This is a genomic window from Rhodococcus chondri (assembly GCF_036327435.1).
In the GTDB taxonomy this organism is placed as follows: Bacteria; Actinomycetota; Actinomycetes; order Mycobacteriales; family Mycobacteriaceae; genus Rhodococcus; species Rhodococcus chondri.
Window position 1 is genome coordinate 1 of record NZ_JAUZMZ010000050.1, and the last position, 20776, is coordinate 20776.

The window sequence follows — 20776 nt, forward strand, 5'->3', positions numbered from 1 at the left end:
TGCTCACCGTGGTCGGGATCGCCGCGATGCTGTGGGTGGGCGGCCACATCCTGCTCGTCAACGTCGGCGAGGCAGGATTCCACTGGCCCGCCGATCGCCTCCACGATCTCGAGCACTGGTTCGGCGAGCTCGTACAGGGTGGCTTCAGCGGCGTGCTGTCCTGGACGGCAGGGACCGTGGCGTCCGCACTCGTCGGGCTCGTCCTCGGCGCTCTCGTCGTGCTGATCATGCACCTGATTCCGAAGCGGAAGAAAAGCCACTCGGCGCACTGACGGCGTCAGAGAATGTCACGGCGGCGAAACCCGGTGAAACCGACGACGACAAGAACAAGGGTGATTGCACCGAGCCACATGACGCTGCTCCAGTGCGTCCCGGGTTCGGTCACGTTCGGTGTGTGGTGCAGGGGGCTGATGCTCAGCGCCCATTCGGGCAGTTTGAACGTCGGGCCGAGAATGGTCAGCCCGAAGGTTGCCACGACCGCGAGCCACGCCAGCCGGCGAATACGTGGCATGGCACCGACGACCGCGAGGGCAAGGGCGACGAGGGCCCACGTCGCGGCGATCGTCGCCACCGACTGCAACACCACATCGGTCATCGCGATGCCGTCGTCTTTCGCGTCGGCCACGACTCCCAATGCGAGCCCCGCTAGGACGAGTCCGAGAGCGGGTGCCGACAGCGCCATGACGACATTGCTGGCGAAGTAGGTAGGCCGCCGCAGCGTGGTGGCGAGCAAAGGCTCGACGCGATGGTCGGTTTCCTCCGAGTACATGCGCAGGGCGATCTGAACGCCCGCGACCGCGGCGACGATCGCGACAATCTGTAGGACCGTGACAATGAACGCGAATGCCAGATCGGAGGATTCGGTGCCCGTGGAAGCGAGGATCGCGGCCAGAGCCGGGTTGCCGGCCACGATGTCGCCCATCGAGCTTGCGAGGTTGCCGAACAATGGCGCGATGCCGGATGGAACTATCAGGGATTCGGACGCCCGTAAGCGGTGGAGACCGTGCCCTCGGCGAGAGGGCTCGGCCTCTGTACGGATCGTCCCCCGCGGGAACTCCACCTGTCGGACGGAGTCTGCCGAGTAGCACGAGAGGGCACCGCGACGACAGCATCGTCATGTCGAGGTTCACGTTCGTACACGGCAAGTGGTCAGCCGCGCGCCATATCCACAAACCGCGACAGATGTAGTTGGTGCGCAACGGTAATCGTGGCCGTCGGACCGTTACGGTGCTTACCGACGATGAGGTCGGCCTCACCGCCGCGCGGGTCGTCGCGTTCGAATGCGTCGGGGCGGTGAAGCAGGATCACCATATCCGCATCCTGCTCGAGCGATCCGGATTCGCGCAAATCGGACACCTGCGGCTTCTTGTCGGTACGCTGTTCGGGACCGCGGTTGAGCTGACAGATCGCGATGACGGGAACTTCGAGTTCCTTCGCGAGAAGCTTGAGGCTACGCGAGAATTCGGAGACCTCCTGCTGCCGCGACTCGACCTTCTTGCCGGACGACATGAGCTGCAGGTAGTCGATGACGATCAGACGAATGTCGTGTTTCTGCTTGAGCCGCCGTGCTTTTGCGCGGATCTCCATCATCGTCAGGTTCGGCGAGTCGTCGATGAACAGCGGTGCCTCGCTGATTTCACTCATGCGACGTGCGAGGCGGGTCCAGTCGTCGTCGGTCATGCGACCGGAGCGCATGTCGCCGAGCTTGATCTTCGCCTCGGCAGAGAGCAGTCGCATGACGATCTCGGTCTTGCCCATCTCGAGGGAGAAGATGACGGAGGCCATGCCGTGCTTGATGGAGCACGAGCGCATGAAGTCCATGCCGAGCGTGGAGTTGTGGGTGGGCACCATCGAGCGACCCGCCAGATACATGTGGTCGCCGTCGACCTCGACACAGCGCACAGGCACCGATTCGATTGCCCGGACACGCACGACAGTTCGTACCTGCTCGATCGCAGATCGGTTTTCCTTGTGGCGCAATGCCTTACTTGGGAGAACAAAGACGTCGTCGTCGGTCGCGAAGGAAACCTCGGCGGCGTCGTGCGCATGGATGTAGCCGAGGCCCGCGACCAGATCGGCGAGGCCCCGCAGCAGACGACGGGAGTCGGAAGCGAAGCGGACGGTGCCGTCGTCGTCGATACATCCACCCGCGTCCAGGAGACCTGCGAGCAGCTCGCGGCGCTGCGGCTCCGATGCACGCAGGTATTCGTCGGGGATGTGGTCGAGGGAGACGAGTTCGGCGGTGAAACCACCTTCGCCTTCGACCCGCATGTGCACGGCGGGATCCGGTGACGGTCCGCCGAGCCACGCGCCGAGCGTGAACGGCGCGACCGGAAGATCTGCCTGCGGCAGCGACAGGGGCCGGGCATTGGCAACAGTGTGGGCGGCATCGATTGTGGCGGCCAGTTCGCCGGTGGTGCGCACGACGCCGTCGGCGGTGCGCCACTGGTGCTGTTCGTCGGCTACGAGGACGGTGCCGTCGGAGAACTCCACCTCGTAACAGGGTCGGCCGTGCATGACCTCGGTGGCCGCGAGCACGCGGGTGGGGCGACCGTCGGCGGCGAGCAGGTCGTCGCCGACCGCGACCTCACCCATCGTGGTCCAGCCGCTGGGCGTGGGCAAGGGAGTGTCGAGCGCGAGCGCCTTACCGACACCGGGCCGCGCAGCGACGATGATCATCTGCCCGGCGTGCAGGCCGTTGGTGAGTTCGTCGAGTTCGGTGAAGCCGGTGGGAACGCCCAGGGAGACACCGCCGCGGCTCGCGATGGAGTCGATCTCGTCCATCGTGGGCTGCAACAGTTCCTCGAGCGCCACGAAATCTTCGGTGGTGCGGCGTTCGGCCACGTCGAAGACCTCGGCCTGAGCGCGGTCGACCACTTCTGCGACGTCCTGGCCGTCGGCGCCCGCGTATCCGTACTGGACGATGCGGGTACCGGCTTCGACGAGACGCCGCAGGATGGCCTTCTCGGCGACGATCTCGGCGTAGAAACCGGCGTTGGCGGCCGTGGGAACGGTCTGGGTGAGGGTCACCAGGTAAGCGGCGCCCCCGATGCGTTTGAGTTCGCCGCGCCGGTCGAGTTCGGCGGACACGGTGACGGGGTCGGCGGGTTCGCCGCGGCTGTAGAGGTCGAGAATCGCGTCGTAGACGGACTGGTGGGCCGGGCGGTAGAAGTCGCCGGGGCGCAGCACTTCGAGGACGTCGGCGATGGCGTCCTTGCTGAGCAGCATGCCGCCGAGGACCGACTGCTCGGCGACCATGTCCTGCGGGGGCTGCCGGCCGAAGTCGCCGCCCGGCTCCTCGGGAGGGCCGGGGTAGTCGGAATGACCTCGATCATCTACTACAGCCACGCGATACCGTCCTTCCCCATCCACGTACCACGCGCGGTAGCGCGCAGTCGACGGATCTCTGTACGAATCCAGTGGTGGATCCACCGATACCCGCATGCACGTTCTACCTCGTCCCACCGACAGCCTGGGAGTTGTGCGCTCGACGTTAGGGACGAAAAACGACGCCGCCAAATCGGCTTGTGCACACAGCTGGGGATAAATTGTGGAAACGGGAGGCCACAGTTGTGCACCCACTGTGTACAACTTGGGGAGAACTCATCTCACAGTTCGGATCCGTGCAGGTCGGCGGGCGAAAATGACTGTTCACACCTGTGGAGTAAAGAATTTCCGGCGTGTCGCGGTAACCGTGTCGCCCGGGCGTGTTCATCTTCGCGTTGCAAAGGCGTATACCACCAGGTCGAGTTCCCCCGAGGTTTATCCACAGGCTGTGCACAGACAGCGAAGAGCCCCACGCAGCGTGTGCGCGGGGCTCTCCGACAGCCGAAATCAGGCGGCCACGACGTCCAGGGTGAACTTCGCGGTGACGTCCGGGTGCAGCTTCACGACAACCGTGTGCTTGCCGGTCGCCTTGATGTGCGCCTTGGGCAGCTCGACGACGCGCTTGTCGATGACCGGGCCACCGGCAGCCTTGATGGCACCGGCAACATCGGCAGCGGTGACCGAGCCGAACAGCTTGCCCGAGTCGCCGGCGGACTTGACGCTCAGCGAGACGGACTCGAGGCCCTCGATGGCGGCCTTGAGCTCCCTGGCATGATCGAGACCCCGCACGGCACGAGCTTCCTGTGCACGGCGGATGCCCTCGACCTGCTTCTCAGCGCCGCGGGTGGCGACGATCGCCAGGCCGCGGGGCAGCAGGTAGTTACGGCCGTAGCCGTCCTTGACCTCAACGGTGTCGCCAGGCGCACCGAGGTTGTCCACGTCAGCGGTGAGGATGAGCTTCATCGTGTTCCCTCCCTTTCCTAGCGAGCCGTCGAGACGTAAGGAAGCAGAGCGACCTCACGAGAGTTCTTGACAGCAACAGCGACGTCGCGCTGGTGCTGCACGCAGTTGCCGGTGACGCGGCGAGCGCGGATCTTGCCGCGATCGCTGACGTACTTGCGCAGCAGCGTCGTGTCCTTGTAATCGATCTGCTGGTTCTTTTCCTTGCAGAAGGCGCAGACCTTCTTCTTCAAAACCTTCTCGCGCGCGGGCGACTTAGGCATGGTCTTTCTCCGTAATTTAAGGATGTTCCGATCGGAGGTCGGATCAGAACGGGGGTTCGTCGTCCGCGGGACCACCGAAGGAGCCGGACTGCGGAGCATTGCCCCACGGGTCGTCTCCGCCGCTGGGCGCGGTTGCGGATGCGCTTGCGCGTCCCCCGCCCGATCCGCCGGAAGAACCACCGAAGCCGCCGCCTCCGCCGCCACGGCTGGTCTTGTTGACCTTGGCCGTCGCATAGCGGAGCGATGGGCCGATCTCGTCGACCTCGAGCTCCACGACAGTGCGCTTCTCGCCTTCACGCGTTTCGTAGCTGCGCTGCTTGAGCCGGCCCTGCACGATTACGCGCGAGCCGCGGGTCAAGCTCTCGGCTACGTTCTCCGCTGCCTCACGCCAGATGTTGCAGCGCATGAACAGAGCATCGCCGTCTTTCCATTCGTTGGACTGACGATCGAAGATGCGAGGCGTGGACGCGACCGTGAAGTTCGCGACCGCGGCACCCGCCGGGGTGAAACGCAGTTCGGGGTCGGCGGTCAGATTGCCGACCACGGTGATGACGGTGTCGCCTGCCATGTGGTTCCTCCTGCTGTGTGTGGAGTCCTGATGCGCCCGAGCCTACGGCCAGACGCCGACAGGCTCACTTGCCGTGGCGCAGAACCTTGGTGCGGAGCACCGACTCGTTCAGGCCGAGCTGGCGATCCAGCTCTGCAACCGTGGCGGGCGTCGCGCTGATATCGATCACCGCGTAGATGCCCTCGGTGTTCTTGAGGATCTCGTAGGCGAGACGGCGCTTACCCCACACATCGACCTTGTCGATCTTGCCGCCTTCTTGGCGAACAACGTTGAGGAACGTATCCAGCGAGGGAGCGACGGTGCGCTCGTCCAGGCTGGGGTCCAGGATGATCATCAATTCGTAATGACGCATAAGACCTCACCTCCTATGGACTATGAACGGTCACGGACGGTCCGTGACAGGAGGGTCGTTGCGTCAGCAACCCGAGAAGCCTACATGACCGGCGCCTGACCAGCGAAATTGACCTAGGGTAAGGATCATGCGAACGAGCTCCCGGACCGCCACGCTCGTCGCCGTACTGGCGTGCGCGGTGACGCTGTGGCTCGGCTACCTCAACAAGGCGCGCTGTGCCGGACCACCGTTCGACCCCTCGGGCCGCACCCTGCGGTTCGAAGAAGTCAAGGACGCGATGGTCTGCTACTCCGACATCCAGCAGCTGTGGCTCGGGCGTGGCATCAACCTCCACCGGTTCCCGTTCCTCGAGGGCGGCATCACCGACGCCGGGCAGCTCACCGGCGGCACCGTCGAATATCCCGTGCTCGGCGGCGTGCTCATGTGGGTCGGGGCGCTCCGCGCCGACACCGACGCCGAGTTCCTGCTGTACTCCGCGCTTCTGCTCGCACCGTTCGGGCTGCTCACCGCGTGGCTGCTGGGCCGTCTCGCCGGATGGCCCGCGCTGTTGTGGTCGGCGACCCCGCCGCTCGTGCTCTACGCATTCCTGAACTGGGACCTGCCGGTCGTCGCCGTGACGGTCGCGGCCGTTGCGGTGCTCGGAGTGCACCGCTGGTCGCTGCGCACGCGCGGGATACTCGCCGCGGCGTTACTCGCGGTGGGGTTCTGTCTCAAGCTGTATCCGGGGATATTCGTCCTTCCGCTGATGCTCTACGTGCTCACCGGAGGCGCATCCGGTGGCCGCCGGGACGTGCGTGGCGCGCTGGCAGTGGTCGGTACCGCGATCGCGACGGTGGTCGCCGTGAACCTGCCCTTCGCGGTTCTCGGTTACGAGGGGTGGCGGGCGTCGTTCGCGTTCCAGCAGAATCGCGCCGCGGACGCCACCAGCAACTCGATCTGGTACTGGGGACTGCGGCCCCTGATGGGCGGTTACCAGGGATACGAGGTCACCGCCGATTACAACGACATCGTCGCCGTCGTCTCACCGCTGCTCATCGGCGTCTCGTTCGTCGCCGCCCTGTGGATCGGGTGGCGGCGCTACCTCCGGGACGGCACCTACCCGTGGCTCGCGGTCGCGGCGGCGATGCTGTGCGGCTTCCTGCTGCTGCACAAGGTGCACTCTCCGCAGTACACGCTGTGGCTGCTGCCGATGCTCGTCCTGCTGCGAGTGCCGTGGACGCTCGTCGCCGCGTATCTCGTCGCCGACCTTTCGATCGGCATCGGCATCTTCCGGTGGTTCGACGCGACCGCGGGCAACAGCGACACCACCGTCCCGCTTCTGTTCGTCTGGGTCGGGGTGTGGGGACGCGCGGTAATGCTGATCGTGCTGTACTTCGTGTTTCTGCGCGCGTCGCCGCGGCGCGCGCCATCGCCGGATACGGTGGCGGACACCGATCGAGCGTTGGCTGCTGCGGGGGAGACACGATGAGCGGGATCTGGTCGGAACACCCGACCCTCGAAGGTGCGCGGGTGCGCCTGGAACCACTGACCGGAACGCACGCACCCGGATTGTTCGCCGCCGTCGACGACCCGGACACGATCTTCCGGTGGAGCGGCGCGGTGATCCGCGATCCGTCCGACGCGCAGTCGTTCGTGCGCGCCGCCGTCGCCGACCGTATGAACGCGTACCCGCAGTTCCCGCCACCGGGCACCGGCGGATACCCCCCGCCCGGGGGTTACCGCTATCCGGCGGGCTACCCGATGCATCCGTACGGCCCGCCGCCGAACAACAACCTCGTCTACGGGCTGGTCGTCACCATCGTGTATTGTATGCCGATCGGAATCGTGTCGATCGTCAAGGCCACCAGGGTCAATGCGCTGTGGGCGCAAGGCCGTTTCGAGGAGGCGCACCGGGCGGCGGCGTCCGCCAGAACATGGGCGATCTGGTCGGCTGTGGCCGCAGTGCTCGTTCTCGCGGCCTACGTGGTCCTCTATTTCTGGTTCTGGGGCCTCGGTCGCGGCGTCCGCGAACTAGGGCGGCGACGATGCATTCCACCCTCTCGCGCCTGACCGCCCCGGCCGCGGTGGCCGCCGGGACAGCAGCTGTGTGCGCGGCCGTGGTGTGGGCCGATCCGACCACGCCGGGCGGACTGATCCCTCCGTGCCCCACCTATACGGTCTTCGGGATCTACTGCCCCGGCTGCGGAGCATCCCGGATGCTGTATTCGCTTCTGCACCTGGATTTTTCGTCATCACTGCACTACAACGCGTTGGGTGTCGCGGCCGTTGCGGTGCTGCTGGCGACTTTCGCGGTGTGGACGGTGAGCAGGGTACGGAACAGCCCGATGCCGCGGTGGGAGCGGTATCGGTGGGCTCCGCACGTCGTGCTCGCACTGGTCATGGTGTGGTTCGTGGTGCGCAACATTCCTGTCGCACCGTTCACGGCACTGCGGATCTGACTCTCGGCCGGGGACCGCGTCGCCCGAACCGCGCCGGTCACGCGGCGCGGAACAACCTCAGTGCGGCGTGCTGCTCGACGAGGACCCGCTGGGGGGTGATGCCCAGTGCGACCGCAGTCTGCCCGGCATCGAACCCGAGGATCGTACGGAGAATCAGCGTTTCCTGCTGCAGCCGGGTCATGCAGGTGTCGGTGGGCGCACCGAACCGGCGGTCGGCCGCAACGACCGCGGTCGAATAGGTGAACCGCACGAAATCGCGTTGCGCCCCGGCAGGCGAGGAAAGGACCCCGAGGACCGTGCGACACACCTCGAGTGCGAGCCGGTCGGCATCGTCGAACGAATGGCCGGTGGCACGGGCGCGGGCGCGGCAGTACCCGGACGCGGGAGGGTACAACATACGCAGGAGCGCGGGAATTGCCGCCGCATCCCCTGCGGCCACGGACCATGCGAGCTCGCACATCGTGAACCTTCCGCCGGCACGACCGGCAGGGATGTGATGCAGTTTGCGATATTCGGTACTCACGGCTCCCCCTCCGTCCTGTATCGAGCCTAGGACGAGCTGCGTTCGGGCGCCGTCCTTCGATCGGATGATTTCGGGACCGTACTGCGATGGTGCGGCGGACGGAGTCGGGACGGCAACCACCGCGGGGGCGCGTCGGGTGCCTGGTCGAGAACCCCACCGACCGGATCGTCGACGAAGCCGAACCGCACGGGATCTGCGACCGGATGCCGGATCTGCCACAACACCGCCGCACACAACGCGACCACTGCGACGTCACGGAGCAGGACCGTCGTGGTGAACCACTGTTCGGGCACGCCCTTGCCGGCGGGACCGAGGTAGTAGTACATGCGCGGCACCCACACCAGGGCGTCCACGGTCATCCACGCGAGCAGCATCCGCCGGTGTGGCAACGCCAGCACGGCCAACGGCACGAGCCACAGTGAATATTGGGGGCTCCACACCTTGTTGGTGAGCAGGAACGCGGCGACGAGCAGGAAACACAGCTGGGCCAGGCGCGGCCGTCGCGGCGCCGTGAGCCCGACCCACCCGATCGCGGCACACGCCGCTGCGAACAACACCAGCGACACCGTGTTCAGCGTCGACGCGGTCCAGTCGGGCCAGCCGACGAACGAACGCAGCACGTTGTAGACCGAGTCGGGGTCGGCGCCACGCTCGGAGTTCAGCCGGAAGAATTCGGCCCAGCCCCGGGGGTACAGCAGCATGATGGGCAGATTCACGGCCAGCCACGTGGCGGCCGTCGCGGCCGCGGTATGCACGAAGGGGCGTAGTTTGCCGGCGCGCAGACACAGCACCAGCAACGGACCGAGCAGCAACAGCGGGTACAGCTTCGTCGCGGCACCGAGACCGAGCAGCACGCCGGCGAGCACCGGCCGGCGACGCGACCACGCGAGCATGCCTCCGGCCGCGAACGCGGTTGTCAGCGCATCGAAATTGGTGAACGCGTGCACGATCACGAGCGGCGATCCGGCGACGAGCGCGGCGTCCCACACCCGTCTACCGGCCGACATCGCAGTTGCCCACACCGTCGCCAGCCAGGCCAGCGCCAACCCCCAGGTCACCACGTCGAAGTAGATCGCGACCTGCAGTCCGCCGGGCAGCCACGAGGTGGCATCCCACGCCTTGGCGATCCTCATCGACACGTACTGGTAGAGACCCGCGACGACGGGATACTCCATGTACCGGACCTGCGTCTGCCCGTCCGGGCCGGGTTCCTCCCAGGACGTTTTGTACGGGAACGCACCCTCGCTGAGCCGTTCCGCGCCGTACAGCGGAACGATGTCCGAGTAGCACATGGCCACGTACTGGCGATTGTCGCTCCAGTCGAGACCGGGAATACCGTCCGGCCCCATCGGGGCCTGCTGGATGCACGCGGCCTTCCCGAACCAGCCCAGCGCAAGGAAGACCACCGCCAGCAGCAGCATCGCCCGCAGCGGCGTGAAGAACCGAGTGCGGCCGATCAGCGCGTGCCGGCCGACCGGCCCGCCGATGACGGTGGACAGGCGCGACACCATCGGGTCGGTTCGTCCCGGGGTGTCGCGCCAGTCCACGGATCTGCAGTCGTCGGCCAGTTGTTCGGGCGATACCGGCTCCGGAGAGACGTCTCCCGTCTTCCCGCCCCCACCGTCATCGATCACGCGATACCGCTACCCGACAGGCACAGGATCGGGCTCGAGTTGACTCTGCGCTCCGGGAAGGGACCGGCCCTGCGGTGCGGGCGGAACCCTGTTGGTGGTGGGCTCCGACGGAGCGTCGAACCCGTCGGTCTCCTCCTCGGTCTCGACCTCCTCCTCGGTGGCGCCGCCCGGTCGCGACGGGACGCTCGGCTGAGTCGTCGGGGCAACACCGGGCACCGGGATGGTGACGCCGGGGAAGATCTCCACGTTCTGCGTGGTGATCTCAGGCACCGGCGGCAATGTCGGGAGCGTGCGGCTCGTTGCCGGCGCCGTGGTGGTGGGTGTCGCGGTGACCGATGCCGTCCATGTGGGCACGCCTGCAACCCCGGCGATCGAGCCGGGCTTGGGGAAGCTTTCCACCTCGGTGCCCTCGAGGGCGCCGTCCATCGTGTCCTTCCAGATGTCCGACGGCAGCCCGGAACCGTAGATCTTGCCGCCCCAGCTGTTCTCGATCGGCAGGCCCTCCTCGGTCCCGATCCACACGGCGGTCGAGAGCGACGGGGTGTAGCCCACCATCCACGCGTCCTTGTTGGAACCGGTGTCGCCGAGCTGCGCGGTGCCCGTCTTCGACGCGGACGGGCGGCCGCCGGCCAGTGCGTGCCCGTTGGAATACGCGGCGATCGGTGTCATCGCGGCGGTCGTGTTGTCGGCGACGGCCTCGTCGACGACCTGCTCACCCATCGGGTTGCCCCGATCGAGGAGAACCTCCCCGTCGGAGGTGACCACCTTCTGCACGAAATAGGGCTCGTAGCGCATACCCGACGCGGCGAGCGTCGCATATGCCGACGCCATATCGAGGACCCGCGACTGGTACTGGCCGAGAACGATGCCGTAGTTGGGACCGGCACCGTCCGGTTCGGTCAGCGTCTCACCGACCCCCGGCAGTTCCTTCGCGACACCGAGCTTGTGCGCCATGTCCGCGATGGCCTGCGGACCGTCCTCCATCTCGAGCATCATCCGGTAGAAGCTCGTGTTCAACGACCGCTTGAGTGCTTCGGCGATGGTGCACTCTCCGCACGATTGACCTTCGACGTTGCTGATCTCGATGCCGTTGACGGTGAGCGGACCGCTGTCGTACGTCTGGGAGAGGGGAACTCCCTGGTCCAGGTTCGCGGCGAGACCGAACACCTTGAACGACGAACCCGTCTGCAGTCCGGACTGGGCGAAGTCGTAGCCGACACCGCTCTCACCGCCGTAGTAGGCGCGGACCGCGCCGTTGCGCGGATCGACCGAGACGACGGCGGTGCGCAGTTCCTCGGCTTCACCTTCGAGGTTGGAACGTGCCGCGTCGAGGGCCGCGGCCTGAGCGGCCGGGTCGATCGTCGTGGTGATTTCGAGACCTGCGGTGTTGAGCAGGTTCTCGTCGATCCCTTCTGCGGACAGCTCCCGCAGCACCTGGTTCTTGACCAGGCCCTCGGGACCGGTGGTCTGGTCACCGTTGTCGAGTTCGGCCAGCGGCACGTAGGCGGGGTACTGCATCGCCGCGCGGTCTGCGGAGTTGAGGGTGCCGGCAGTGACCATGCCGTCGAGCACGTAGTTCCAGCGGGACTGCGCGCCGTCGGGGTTCTGTTCGGGATCGAGCAGCGAGGGCAGCTGGATCGACGACGCGAGCACGGCCCCCTCCTCGACGCTCAACTCGTTGACGGGCTTCCCGAAGTACGCGTTCGATGCCGCCGCGATGCCGTACGCACCGCGTCCGAAATAGATGGTGTTGAGGTACGCGGCGAGGATGTCGTCCTTCGCCCACTGGTTCGCCATCTTCGCCGAGATGACCAGTTCCTTGAGCTTGCGGGTGAGCGACCGTTCGGAGCCGACGAGCGCGGTCTTCACGTACTGCTGGGTGATCGTCGAGCCACCACCCGCGCTCTCCCTGCCGAGGACGTTGTCGCGCGCGGCGCGCGCGAAACCGCTGATCGAGAAGCCCGGATTGGTGTAGAACTCACGGTCCTCCGCGGCGAGCACCGCATTGCGGACGTGCTCGGGGATCACCTCCAGCTCGACCTCGGTGCGGTTGCCTTCCGGCGGGATCACCTTGGTGATGACACCGACTCCGTCGGAGTTGTAGATGGTCGCTGCCTCATTGGTGACGAGCTCACCGGGCCGCGGCACGTCATGCACGATGTAGGCGAGCATGAAGGCGAGCACCGGGATCAGCACTCCGGCAGCGACCACGCCGTATCCGACGCGGCGGTTGGTCTTCCACGGGAAACGTTTCCCGTTGCCCCCGTCGCCACCGTCGCCGCCTTGCCCTCCTCGGGACGCCGGCGGGACGGGCGGGGGGCCGCCCGCGGCGCGGGGAGGCTGCCCGGTCGGCGGCTGCTGACGCCCCGCCGGGGCACCCGACGCCATCTGCCGTGTCCGGTCGGCGTCGACCGGTGGTCGCGGCCCCTGAGGCCGAGCCGGGCCCTGCGCCTGGGGTGGGCGCTGTCCCGGCGGTCGCTGGGGATCGGGGCTGCCGGGCGCCGCGCCCGGGAACTGCTGCGGCGGGCGCTGCTGGGACGGGGTGCCCGGCTGCGGTCGGCCGGGCGGCTGTCCGGGAGGCGGCATCGGGGCGCGCCGCGCCGGGTTCTGGGCCGGATTCGGCTGTCCCGGGTACGGGCGCGGGGGATGCTGCGGCCGCGCTCCGGGGTGCGGTGGCGGGACGTTCGGTCCCTGCCGCGGCGGCTGGGGAGGCAACGGACGTCCCTGCACAGGTCCCCCCGCCGGGTCCGGACGCTGCGGCGGCGGACCGGCAGGGCCGTTGCGGTGAGGCGGGCTCGGCCGATTCTCGTCGGCTGGGTTGTCAGGGGTACTCACGTACATATCTCCAACTGGTTGCGCGACGCGTTACGCCGCATCCTCGATTTCTGTCCGCAGACAGCGATCGGCGACTCGGTCGTCCGGTCATGTGCAGGCAGGAATTCCGTCAGGCGTTCGATCACGTCGTCCGGAGTCCGTTCACTCGCTGGCGGTGCGACGGTTCTGCTCCGTCGACCGACGGCGTGGGCGCTTGGGTTCGGGATGCGCCCCTAGAACGTAGGACTGCACCAGGTGATTCCAACTGCATGTGCGACACACCTCCACGACGTGGACGGTGAACTCCTCCTGGCTGGCGGCGAGACGGACCAATTCTTCGGGGGTTCGGGCCGAGCCGGAAACCTGGCCGAGCTTGTCGCCGAAAACCCACGAGACGATGGTCAGCTGCTCTTTGCGGCAGATCGGGCACACGACCTCGCTGCCCCGGCCGTGAAACTTCGCGGCTCGGAGCAAGTAGGGACTGGCGTCGCAGACTTCTGCCACGCCGCGCCGACCCGAGTAGACCTCGGCGAGCAACGACCTTCGCTGCAACGCATAGTCCACCACCTGCCGCTGGATTCGCACGGAGTCCAGAGTACGTGCGGGTCCGCGAGACGTGGGCAGGGTGTGGGCAGCGTGACGGTTTTCGAGGCACTCGATTCTGACGGGCCACCGCTTCGGCGGCTCGGTGTCCCACCTCGTTGTGGTGGGCTTCGTCCTCCGGGAGTATCGTCGTATATATCGGTGCGATATAGTTTCCAATCGCATCAATTGGTGTGTTCGAACGGACTTCGGGAGGTGGCACTTGCTCGAGCTGGCAATCCTCGGGCTTCTCCTCGAGGCGCCCATGCACGGCTACGAGCTCCGTAAACGACTGACCGGTCTTCTCGGCGCGTTTCGCGCCTTCTCCTACGGTTCCCTCTATCCGACCCTGCGCCGTATGCAGGCCGACGGTTTGATCGAGGAGAACGCCGGAGTGCCCGGCCCCGTCAAACGGCGTGCCCGTCGCGTGTACCAACTCACTCCCGCAGGTCGGGAACGCTTCACCGAGCTGGTCGCCGACACCGGACCACAGAACTACACCGACGACGGATTCGGCGTGCACCTCGCCTTCTTCAGCCGCACCCCCGCCGAGGCGCGGATGCGGATTCTCGAAGGCAGGCGCCGTCAGGTCGAGGAGCGCAGAGAAGGGCTCCGCGACGCGATCGGGCGGGCCAGCGGCACATTGGATCGCTACACCCGTCAACTCCACCAGCTCGGTCTGGAATCCAGCGAACGTGAAGTCCGCTGGCTCAACGAACTGATCGCCGCCGAGCAGTCCTCAACAGCAAGCAACAAAGAAGGAGAACCCGACCATGGGTGAGAACAGCACCTCGGTGCGCGTGGCCATAGTGGGCGTGGGGAACTGTGCCTCGTCCTTGGTCCAGGGCGTCGAGTACTACAAGGACGCGGATGCAAGCGCGTCCGTCCCCGGTCTGATGCATGTCGAGTTCGGCCCGTACCACGTACGCGACGTCAAGTTCGTCGCCGCGTTCGATGTGGACGCCAAGAAGGTCGGATTCGACCTGTCCGAGGCGATCCTCGCGAGCGAGAACAATACCATCAAGATCGCTGACGTGCCGCCCACCGGTATCACCGTCCAGCGCGGCCACACCCTCGACGGCATCGGCAAGTACTACGCCGAAACCATCGAGCAGTCCGACGCAGAGCCGGTCGACGTGGTCAAGGTGCTCAAGGACGCCGAGGTCGACGTTCTCGTGTCCTACCTGCCGGTGGGCTCGGAACAGGCCGACAAGTTCTACGCCCAGTGCTGCATCGACGCCGGTGTCGCCTTCGTCAACGCGCTCCCGGTGTTCATCGCCTCCGACCCGGTGTGGGCGAAGAAGTTCACCGACGCCGGTGTCCCCATCGTCGGCGACGACATCAAGTCGCAGGTCGGTGCCACCATCACCCACCGCGTGATGGCCAAGCTGTTCGAAGACCGCGGCGTCGTGCTCGACCGCACGTACCAGCTCAACGTCGGCGGCAACATGGACTTCAAGAACATGCTCGAGCGTGAGCGCCTCGAGTCGAAGAAGGTTTCCAAGACCCAGGCCGTCACGTCGAACCTCACCGGCCCGCTGGCCGGCAAGGTCCACGACCGCGACGTGCACATCGGCCCGTCCGACTACGTGCAGTGGCTCGACGACCGCAAGTGGGCGTACGTCCGCCTCGAGGGTCGCGCCTTCGGCGACGCCCCGCTCAACCTCGAGTACAAGCTCGAGGTCTGGGACTCCCCGAACTCCGCCGGCATCATCATCGACGCGATTCGCGCGGCGAAGATCGCCAAGGACCGCGGTATCGGCGGCCCGATCCTTCCGGCTTCGGCCTACCTGATGAAGTCCCCGCCGGTTCAGATCGCCGACGACGAGGCTCGCACCCAGCTCGAGGCCTTCATCATCGGCGCCGACGCCTGACACACCCTCCGGGTCGATCGAACGGCCGAATGCCACCTTCCCCCAGTTGCTCTGGGGGAAGGTGGCATTCGGCTGTCTGCGTCGGAGATCAGGCCATCCGGCGGATCACCGACAGCGGCAGCACCTTCATCGCATAGGCGAACGGTACCCAGGGCCAACTCGGCACATACGCCTTCGCCGGCTCCCGCTCGATGGCCGCAGTCAATGCGCGGCAACCCGTTTCGGTATCGACGATGAACGGAACCTTCTTCACTTTCTCGTTGATCTCCGACCGGATGTAGCCGGGAAAGATGGTGCTCACCCGGATCCCGGTGCCGGTCAGATCCGCTCGCATACCCTCACCGAGCGACGCGACCGCCGCCTTCGACGCCGCGTACGTCGTCATGTTCCGCGGCATGCCCCGCAAGGCGCTCATCGACGAGATCAGCACCACGTGTCCCACACCGCGCGGGCGCATCAGCTCGAGCGCTGCCTCGCTCTGCGCGAGCGCCCCCAGGAAGTTGGTGTTCGCGGTTTGCGCGTTGGCCCGGAAGTATCCGGTGCCGAGCGGTTGCCCCTTACCGAGACCGGCGTTGACGATCACCCGGTCGAGGCCGCCCAGTTCGTCGTCGAACTCCCGGAACACGGTGAAGACGTCTTCGTGGCGATCGACGTCGAGCTGACGAATCGCGACCTCGACGGCCGGATTGATCGAGAGCAGTTCCGACCGCAGTGCCTCGAGCCGCTCGATGCGCCGGGCCGCGAGCGCGAGATTATGGCCGCGCGCGGCGAATTCGCGTGCCATGCCGGCACCGAGACCGGAGCTGGCACCGGTGATGAGGATATTGCGTCGACGCGGCCGGCTCATCGGCCCTCCTTCTCGATTCGATCAATAATGGCGTTGCAGCGGGTGTCGAGATACCCGACGACGACCCAGAAATCCTTGAACGCCGGGTTCGTGGTCTGGCCGTGGTGGAAGCGGTAGTAGATCTGCTGGGCGATCACCGCGAGGCGGAACAATCCGAACACCTCGTAGAAGCCCCAGTTGTCGACCGGCAGGCCGGTTTTCTCGGCGTAGTAGTCGACGATCTCCCGGCGTGTGAGCATGCCCGGGAGATCCGACGGTTGCCTCTTGGTGGCGAGCAGCATCGGGTCGTCGTCCGCCTGAACCCAATAGGCAAGGGAGGAACCGAGGTCCATGAGGGGATCGCCGATCGTGGCGAGCTCCCAATCCAGCACCGCCACCGGCTGCAGCGGGTCGCGTTCGTCGAGCACGATGTTGTCGAGCCGGAAGTCGCCGTGGACGACGGTCGACGCGACGTCGGCGGGCTGCTTCTCGGTCAGCCACCCGGTGACCCGGGCGAAGTCGGGGACATTGTCGGTGCGCGCCTTGGCGTAGCGCGCCGTCCAACCCGAGACCTGCCGCGCCACATACCCTGCGCCGCGGCTGAATTCATTCAGTCCGGTGGTCTCCGGGTCGACGGCGTGCAGTTCGACGAGCAGGTCCACGATCCGCAGGCACAGCGTGCGGGTCTGTTGCGCGGTCAGATCCGGCGCCGCCGGAGGGTTGCTGCGCAGGATGGTTCCGGGAACTCGCTCCATGACGTAGAAGTCGCTGCCCAGCACACCGGGGTCGGTGCACAATCCCACCATCGTCGGCACGTACCGATAGGCGGGCGCGAGCAACGACTGGATGCGGTATTCGCGGGCCATGTCGTGCCCGGACGACGGCTTCGCACCGGCAGGCGGGCGACGCAACACCAGGTCCCGATCGGGATAGCGCAGCAGATACGTCAGATTCGATGCGCCGCCTGCGAATTGGCGAACCTCCGGAACACCGCTGATCCCTGCGCGCTCACCGAGCCACGCCACGACAGCGTCGACGTCGAACGCATCCTCCTTGCGGACGGCGCGCGCGTTGTCGGGAAGGTCGGTCAATGTAGTACCCCCATCATCACAGCATTACCCCATCTCAGTTGTACTTACCCAGCTCGAACCGGGCGACAAGGCCCTGATGCACCTCGTCCGGACCGTCCGCGAGCCGCAGCGCCCGGGCCGCAGTCCACGCACCGGAAAGCGGAAAGTCGTCGGACAGTCCTGCGCCGCCGTGGATCTGGATCGCGAAATCGGCGATCTGCTGCACCACCCGCGGAGCGGCGACCTTGATCTCCGACACGGCCGACCGCGCACCGGCGAGGCCCTGGGTATCGAGCAGCCATGCCGCGTGCAGCACCAGCAACCGCAACTGGTTGATCGCGATACGGGCGTCGGCGATCCGTTCCCTATTGCCACCGAGATTGACGAGCGGCTTGCCAAACGCAACCCGCTCGAGACCGCGGCGGCAGGCGAGCTCGAGTGTCTGCTCGGCGAGACCCACCAGGCGCATGCAGTGGTGGATGCGACCGGGTCCGAGCCGGCCCTGCGCAATCTCGAAGCCGCGACCCGGCCCCGCGATGATCGCGTCGAGGGGGAGGCGCACATTGGTGAACGACACCTCGCCGTGGCCGCCGGGTTCGTCGTAGAACCCCATCGCCGGCAGCATGCGTTCGATCCTCACGCCAGGGGTGTCGATCGGGACGAGCACCATCGAATGCCGCTGGTACCTGTGCGCGTCCGGGTCGGTGAGGCCCATGAAGATCAGGATCTTGCAGTCGGGGTGGCCCACACCCGTGCTCCACCACTTACGCCCGTTCAGCACCACCTCGGAACCTTCGACGACGGCGGTCGCGGCCATGTTCGTCGCATCCGACGAGGCGACGTCGGGTTCGGTCATGCAGAACGCCGAGCGGATCTCGCCGTCCAGCAGCGGCCGCAACCAGCGCTGTTTCTGCGCGTCGCTGCCGTAGTGGTAGAGCACTTCCATGTTGCCGGTGTCGGGGGCATCGCAATTGAACACCGCCGACGCGAAGATCGAGCGGCCCATTTCTTCGGCCAGCGCCGCATACTCGACGTTGGACAGTCCCGCCCCCAGCTCGGGATCGGGCAGGAACAGATTCCACAACCCGTGCTCACGTGCCTTGCGTTGCAGCTCCCGGAACTCGGGCGACACCGCCCATGCCTGATCGGCGGAGCTGTCGCGACGCTGCGCGTGAGGTTCGCTGCGCGCCGCCCGCAGGCGCTGCTCCACGGGGACGATCTCGGTGGCGATGAAGGCGCGCAGCCGCTCGAGCAGATCGCGGGCACGGTCGGACTGTCCGAAGTCCATGTCTACTTCCCCCTGTGCGTCGGTCGAACCCAATCGGTTACAAACCGGGTATCTGGATCGTGAGACCCGGTAGCACTTCGACCTGCGGTGGCACCGGGATCTGTTCGGGGATCTGGATGGGCGGTGCCGGGATCGTGATCGGCGGTAGATCGGACAGGTCGGGGAACCGGAACGTCGGCGCCGGGACCGCGGTGCTCGGCCGGCTGATTCCGGGATCGGACGGCACACCGGCCTGACCGTTGATCGGCGCGGGCCACGGGAAGCTCTCCACCTCGGTTCCGGTCAGGGCACCGTCCATGGTGTCCTTCCAGATGTCCGCCGGCAGGCTCGACCCGTAGATCGACCCGCCCCAGAGGTTCGTGATCGGGCCGGCGTCGGGTGTGCCGATCCAGACCGCGGTCGACAACGACGGGGTGTAGCCGACCATCCACGCATCCTTGTTCAGCCCGGTGTCACCGAGCTGGGTGGTGCCGGTCTTCGCCGCGGACGGACGCCCGCCCGCAAGCGCGTGACCACGCGAGTACGCAGCGATGGGAAGCATCGCCTGGGTCGCGTTGTCGGCCACCGCCGGGTCGATGCGCGGCTCGCCCGGTGACGGGGGCCGCTCGAACAGGACGACACCGTCCCGGGTGACGACCTTCTGCAGGAAATACGGCTTGTGGAACGTGCCCGACGCGGCGAGCGTCGCGTACGCCGACGCCATGTCGATCACCCGTGCCGGGTACTGGCCGAGAACGATGCCGCCCTCCGGGATGCCGTTGCTCTCGGTGAGCGTTGTGCCCTCGATACCGGGGATCTCCTTCGGGATTCCGGCCTCGTGCGCCGCCTGCGCGATCTTCTGCGGACCGTTCTCCATCGACATCATCAGGCGATAGAGGCTGGTGTTCAGCGACCGCTTGAAGGCCTCGGCGATGGTGCACGTGCCGCACGACTCGCCTTCGACGTTGTTGATCTCGAGATTGCCGATGGTGAGGGGCGTGCTGTCGAATCTGGCGTTGAGGCCGATGCCTTCCTTCAGCGCCGCGACGAGACCGAACACCTTGAACGCCGAACCCGTCTGCAGGGGGGCCTGCGCGTAGTCGAATCCGGCGCCGTCCTCACCGCCGTAGTAGGCACGCACCGCACCCGAGCGCGGATCGACCGACACGACGGCGGTGCGCAATTCCTCGGGTTCGCCCTCGAGGTTGCTGCGCGCCGCATCGATCGCGGCCTGCTGCGCCTTCGGATCGATCGTCGTCGTGATCTGCAGGCCCTCGGTATTGAGCACCTGCTCGCTGATGCCCTCCGCCGACAGTTCCCGCAGGACCTGGGATCGGATGAGCCCCTCCGGGCCGGTTGCCTCGTTCGCGAGCGCGAGGTAGTTCTGCGGCACGGTCGCGGGAAACACCTGCTCGGCACGTTCGCCTTCGGACAGCACATCCATGTCGACCATGCCGTCGAGCACATAGTTCCAGCGCTCCTCGACGGCCGGACGGTTGGTTTCGGGATCCAGTGACGACGGCGTCTGGATCACACCCGCGAGCACCGACCCTTCGGTGACCGTCAGCTCGCCGACCGGCTTCCCGAAGTACGCCTGCGACGCCGCGGCGATCCCGTAGGCGCCGCGCCCGAAGTAGATGGTGTTCAGGTACGCCTCGAGGATTTCGTCCTTCGACCATTCGCGGGCCATCTTGGTGGAGATGACCAGTTCCTTCATTTTCCGGGTGAGCGTGCGGTCGGCGCCGACCAGCGAGTTCTTCACGTACTGCTGGGTGATCGTCGAACCGCCGCCCGCGGTGTCCTTGCCCATGACGTTGTCCCGGACGGCACGCGCGAATCCGCTGATCGAGAATCCGGGGTTGCTGTAGAAGTTGCGGTCTTCGGCGGAGAGCACGGCGTTGCGCACGTGTTCGGGTACCTCGGCCAGATCGATCTCGACCCGGTTGCCCTCCGGCGGCACGACCCGGGTGATCTCGGTGGTTCCGTCCGCCGCGTAGATCCGTGCGATCTGGTTGGTGGTCATGTCCGACGGCCGCGGCACCTCGGCGGAGAGATACGCGGCAGTGAACACCCCGAGCGGCGCGATCACCAGCACGGCGACCAGCGCGAGCACCACATAACGAACGATGCGCCACCGGCGCGAATTTGCGTCGCCGGCGGCCGTGTTCCTCTTGGACGTCGATGGGTTCGGGGAGCTCACACGTACCACTTTCTCGGAATCCGGAGTCGACAAAAGCCGATACCCTGCCGACCGTATGCTACGGAGTCCGTACCGGAT

General features: G+C 66.6%; 20 protein-coding genes. 6 read left to right on the forward strand and 14 right to left on the reverse strand.

Features of this window, described 5'->3' with window-relative positions:
* On the forward strand, positions 1–272 hold a 272-nt coding region (locus tag Q8814_RS10940), incomplete at its 5' end, for a DUF808 family protein (protein ID WP_330152041.1).
* Between the two features lie 5 nt (positions 273–277).
* On the opposite strand, the gene Q8814_RS10945 is transcribed toward Q8814_RS10940, so the two are convergent.
* From Q8814_RS10945 to rpsF, 6 genes are all read right to left on the reverse strand, one after another.
* On the reverse strand, positions 278–922 hold the full coding sequence (locus tag Q8814_RS10945; RefSeq protein ID WP_330152042.1) for a hypothetical protein: 645 nt from the start codon (positions 920–922) through the stop codon (positions 278–280).
* A 227-nt stretch (positions 923–1149) separates the two neighbouring features.
* Positions 1150–3348 (reverse strand): replicative DNA helicase, encoded by a 2199-nt coding sequence (gene dnaB, locus Q8814_RS10950; RefSeq protein WP_330152043.1) that lies wholly within the window; start codon positions 3346–3348, stop codon positions 1150–1152.
* 486 nt (positions 3349–3834) lie between these two features.
* Positions 3835–4290, reverse strand: coding sequence for a 50S ribosomal protein L9 (gene rplI, locus Q8814_RS10955; RefSeq protein WP_330152044.1), 456 nt, complete (start codon positions 4288–4290; stop codon positions 3835–3837).
* 17 nt (positions 4291–4307) lie between these two features.
* On the reverse strand, positions 4308–4550 hold the full coding sequence (rpsR, locus tag Q8814_RS10960; protein ID WP_330152045.1) for a 30S ribosomal protein S18: 243 nt from the start codon (positions 4548–4550) through the stop codon (positions 4308–4310).
* Between the two features lie 43 nt (positions 4551–4593).
* Positions 4594–5118, reverse strand: coding sequence for a single-stranded DNA-binding protein (locus Q8814_RS10965; protein ID WP_330152046.1), 525 nt, complete (start codon positions 5116–5118; stop codon positions 4594–4596).
* Positions 5119–5182: 64 nt separating this feature from the next.
* A complete protein-coding gene (gene rpsF, locus Q8814_RS10970; RefSeq protein ID WP_330152047.1) occupies positions 5183–5470 on the reverse strand; it encodes a 30S ribosomal protein S6 in 288 nt (95 codons plus the stop codon).
* A 127-nt stretch (positions 5471–5597) separates the two neighbouring features.
* Here rpsF and Q8814_RS10975 point away from each other — a divergent pair, with 127 nt between their 5' ends.
* Genes Q8814_RS10975 through Q8814_RS10985 form a run of 3 tightly spaced genes read left to right on the forward strand, consistent with a single transcriptional unit; the run spans position 5598 to position 7908 of the window.
* Positions 5598–6938 (forward strand): glycosyltransferase 87 family protein, encoded by a 1341-nt coding sequence (locus tag Q8814_RS10975; RefSeq protein ID WP_330152048.1) that lies wholly within the window; start codon positions 5598–5600, stop codon positions 6936–6938.
* On the forward strand, positions 6935–7519 hold the full coding sequence (locus Q8814_RS10980) for a CD225/dispanin family protein (RefSeq protein WP_330152049.1): 585 nt from the start codon (positions 6935–6937) through the stop codon (positions 7517–7519). The genes Q8814_RS10975 and Q8814_RS10980 overlap by 4 nt, the downstream gene beginning before the upstream one ends.
* Complete coding sequence (locus Q8814_RS10985; RefSeq protein WP_330152050.1) at positions 7495–7908, forward strand: DUF2752 domain-containing protein; 414 nt, start codon at positions 7495–7497, stop codon at positions 7906–7908. The genes Q8814_RS10980 and Q8814_RS10985 overlap by 25 nt, the downstream gene beginning before the upstream one ends.
* A gap of 37 nt (positions 7909–7945) precedes the next feature.
* On the opposite strand, the gene Q8814_RS10990 is transcribed toward Q8814_RS10985, so the two are convergent.
* From Q8814_RS10990 to Q8814_RS11005, 4 genes are all read right to left on the reverse strand, one after another.
* The gene (locus tag Q8814_RS10990) at positions 7946–8431 is read right to left on the reverse strand and encodes an RNA polymerase subunit sigma-24 (protein WP_330152051.1); all 486 of its coding nucleotides are present in this window, start codon (positions 8429–8431) and stop codon (positions 7946–7948) included.
* A 26-nt stretch (positions 8432–8457) separates the two neighbouring features.
* Positions 8458–10065 (reverse strand): glycosyltransferase family 87 protein, encoded by a 1608-nt coding sequence (locus Q8814_RS10995; protein ID WP_408015879.1) that lies wholly within the window; start codon positions 10063–10065, stop codon positions 8458–8460.
* A gap of 9 nt (positions 10066–10074) precedes the next feature.
* Positions 10075–12453, reverse strand: coding sequence for a transglycosylase domain-containing protein (locus tag Q8814_RS11000; RefSeq protein WP_408015880.1), 2379 nt, complete (start codon positions 12451–12453; stop codon positions 10075–10077).
* A gap of 588 nt (positions 12454–13041) precedes the next feature.
* Positions 13042–13464, reverse strand: a complete 423-nt coding sequence (locus tag Q8814_RS11005) for a DUF5318 domain-containing protein (protein ID WP_330152053.1) — start codon at positions 13462–13464, stop codon at positions 13042–13044.
* Positions 13465–13684: 220 nt separating this feature from the next.
* On the opposite strand from Q8814_RS11005, the gene Q8814_RS11010 reads away from it, so the two are divergent.
* A complete protein-coding gene (locus Q8814_RS11010; RefSeq protein WP_330152054.1) occupies positions 13685–14242 on the forward strand; it encodes a PadR family transcriptional regulator in 558 nt (185 codons plus the stop codon).
* Positions 14235–15335, forward strand: a complete 1101-nt coding sequence (locus tag Q8814_RS11015; protein WP_330152055.1) for an inositol-3-phosphate synthase — start codon at positions 14235–14237, stop codon at positions 15333–15335. Before Q8814_RS11010 ends, Q8814_RS11015 begins: the two co-directional genes overlap by 8 nt.
* A gap of 88 nt (positions 15336–15423) precedes the next feature.
* Here Q8814_RS11015 and Q8814_RS11020 read toward each other — a convergent pair whose 3' ends face one another.
* From Q8814_RS11020 to Q8814_RS11035, 4 genes are read right to left on the reverse strand one after another with little or no spacing between them, the layout of a single operon-like run.
* On the reverse strand, positions 15424–16182 hold the full coding sequence (locus Q8814_RS11020) for an SDR family oxidoreductase (protein WP_330152056.1): 759 nt from the start codon (positions 16180–16182) through the stop codon (positions 15424–15426).
* Positions 16179–17252: a phosphotransferase family protein gene (locus Q8814_RS11025; RefSeq protein ID WP_330152057.1), complete on the reverse strand. Its 1074-nt coding sequence runs from the start codon at positions 17250–17252 to the stop codon at positions 16179–16181. Before Q8814_RS11025 ends, Q8814_RS11020 begins: the two co-directional genes overlap by 4 nt.
* A 34-nt stretch (positions 17253–17286) precedes the next feature.
* Positions 17287–18519: an acyl-CoA dehydrogenase family protein gene (locus Q8814_RS11030; RefSeq protein ID WP_330152058.1), complete on the reverse strand. Its 1233-nt coding sequence runs from the start codon at positions 18517–18519 to the stop codon at positions 17287–17289.
* A gap of 37 nt (positions 18520–18556) precedes the next feature.
* Positions 18557–20698, reverse strand: coding sequence for a transglycosylase domain-containing protein (locus tag Q8814_RS11035; protein WP_330152059.1), 2142 nt, complete (start codon positions 20696–20698; stop codon positions 18557–18559).
* Between the last annotated feature and the right edge of the window lie 78 nt (positions 20699–20776).

What these genes read in the sequence shown, in the direction of transcription:
- Q8814_RS10945 (WP_330152042.1), bottom strand. Translation starts at nt 922, where the DNA reads ATGGGCGACATCGTGGCCGGCAACCCGGCTCTGGCCGCGATCCTCGCT.
- rplI (WP_330152044.1), bottom strand. Translation starts at nt 4,290, where the DNA reads ATGAAGCTCATCCTCACCGCTGACGTGGACAACCTCGGTGCGCCTGGC.
- rpsR (WP_330152045.1), bottom strand. Translation starts at nt 4,550, where the DNA reads ATGCCTAAGTCGCCCGCGCGCGAGAAGGTTTTGAAGAAGAAGGTCTGC.
- Q8814_RS10965 (WP_330152046.1), bottom strand. Translation starts at nt 5,118, where the DNA reads ATGGCAGGCGACACCGTCATCACCGTGGTCGGCAATCTGACCGCCGAC.
- rpsF (WP_330152047.1), bottom strand. Translation starts at nt 5,470, where the DNA reads ATGCGTCATTACGAATTGATGATCATCCTGGACCCCAGCCTGGACGAG.
- Q8814_RS10975 (WP_330152048.1), top strand. Translation starts at nt 5,598, where the DNA reads ATGCGAACGAGCTCCCGGACCGCCACGCTCGTCGCCGTACTGGCGTGC.
- Q8814_RS10980 (WP_330152049.1), top strand. Translation starts at nt 6,935, where the DNA reads ATGAGCGGGATCTGGTCGGAACACCCGACCCTCGAAGGTGCGCGGGTG.
- Q8814_RS10985 (WP_330152050.1), top strand. Translation starts at nt 7,495, where the DNA reads ATGCATTCCACCCTCTCGCGCCTGACCGCCCCGGCCGCGGTGGCCGCC.
- Q8814_RS11000 (WP_408015880.1), bottom strand. Translation starts at nt 12,453, where the DNA reads ATGGCGTCGGGTGCCCCGGCGGGGCGTCAGCAGCCGCCGACCGGGCAG.
- Q8814_RS11015 (WP_330152055.1), top strand. Translation starts at nt 14,235, where the DNA reads ATGGGTGAGAACAGCACCTCGGTGCGCGTGGCCATAGTGGGCGTGGGG.
- Q8814_RS11020 (WP_330152056.1), bottom strand. Translation starts at nt 16,182, where the DNA reads ATGAGCCGGCCGCGTCGACGCAATATCCTCATCACCGGTGCCAGCTCC.
- Q8814_RS11030 (WP_330152058.1), bottom strand. Translation starts at nt 18,519, where the DNA reads ATGGACTTCGGACAGTCCGACCGTGCCCGCGATCTGCTCGAGCGGCTG.